The sequence below is a fragment of the Streptococcus sp. GMD6S genome, from assembly GCF_000297015.1.
The window spans coordinates 1-1,410 of sequence record NZ_AJRH01000136.1; the positions used below are offsets into that span (position 1 = coordinate 1).

General features: G+C 36.7%; 1 protein-coding gene and 1 pseudogene. Both read right to left on the reverse strand.

Features of this window, described 5'->3' with window-relative positions; all coding sequences use genetic code 11:
- Nucleotides 1-239 precede the first annotated feature (239 nt).
- A complete protein-coding gene (locus GMD6S_RS09115) occupies nt 240-944 on the reverse strand; it encodes a YwaF family protein (protein ID WP_001055268.1) in 705 nt (234 codons plus the stop codon).
- A 190-nt stretch (nt 945-1,134) separates the two neighbouring features.
- Nucleotides 1,135-1,410 (reverse strand): annotated as a pseudogene (locus GMD6S_RS09120) (UDP-N-acetylmuramoyl-tripeptide--D-alanyl-D-alanine ligase); the annotation flags it as partial.

Genomic DNA, 1,410 nt, shown 5'->3' on the forward strand with positions numbered 1-1,410 from the left:
CATTACATCGCATCCTCTCTGTCTTCCAAGTTTCTCACTTCTATTTAATAACTATGTTTGGGCATAGCTATTCAAAGAATATTATAACACAAAAAATCCAATCGTGCTTAGTTTTTGATAAAATTCCTGCATGTTTTTTGAGAAAATTCTAGAAAAATTCTTCTTCTAAGAGATTATTTGAAGTTAACGTTCACAATTTCCTTTCTGTTTCTTAAAAATCCAAAAAAGAGAAGATCATTTTAGATCTTCTCTTGAATAAATTCTTCCGATTTTTGTTGTAAAAAATTTTCTACTAATTTCCCTGTTAAGCGAATTGCTATCACGATAACAGTCGAAACAATGAGATAATTTAAGGGCTGGCCAAAACTTCCAACAAGTGGTGGTTTGTTTAAAAATCCATAATCTCCACCTACAACTAAGTTAACAACCCATATCAAGCCATTTAAGGCGAAGGTAATCACCGCCACATTCTTCAAATCAAGAAGGGAAGGTTGATAGTTTCTAAACAAGTATAGGAGCGCATTTCCTAAAAGGGCAACATGTCCGATAATGAAGGACAAAATGGTCACGTGTGGAAATGGGTAGGGATCAAAAAGTGGGTAAGCTAGTGCTGCTGTTGCTCCAAAAGTTCCTAAAAGGGCGAAGTACTGTTTGTACTTGGATGTTCCTGGAATCAAGAGCATCACAAACATGGCGATACGGCAATGATAGAAGGGTAAACTTTCTGATAGGGGCATGAGATTGCCCCAATACCAGCTATACAAAACAATCAGTTGAACAGACTGAAGGATCTGAATAAAACGCTGGTAAGCTACTTTGTCGCGAAAACGATAAGAAGCATAGAAAGTAAGAGCCAATAAACATAACAAACCAATGTACCAGTGAAGTTCAAACTGGGGCGGTTCTGATATCTGTGTGGTAAATAATTTATCCCACAAATTCATATTCTATTCCTCGTTCATCTAGCTAGAGGCAGTAAAAAATTCACTTTCTCCAGCTTTTAAATTTTTTGAAAAAACTTGATTCTATGACATGCATAGAACACTTGCGTCTTAAATTCGCAACCTATTATATCATTTGTATTGCAGAAATGCACTGATTTGAAATCTACATTTTCATATGAAAATCACTAAACTACATTAGATTTTCTACCAACTTGGCTAGATTCATGGAGTTAGAGCCTTTGAGCAAGATTTGGTCATTGGCACCGAGTCTTTCCTTGACCTGCTTGACTAGGTCTTCAAATTGGTCCTCGTCAGCTGTTTTCTTGAAGTAGAAAACGTGACCTATTGGGAACATTTGACTAGCAAGTTGGCTTAATTCGGCAATGTCTTCTCCATAGAAAATAACGGTATCCAGCACATCTGGCGATAGGCTCAAAATCATCTGGTTATGGAGCTGAACAGACTG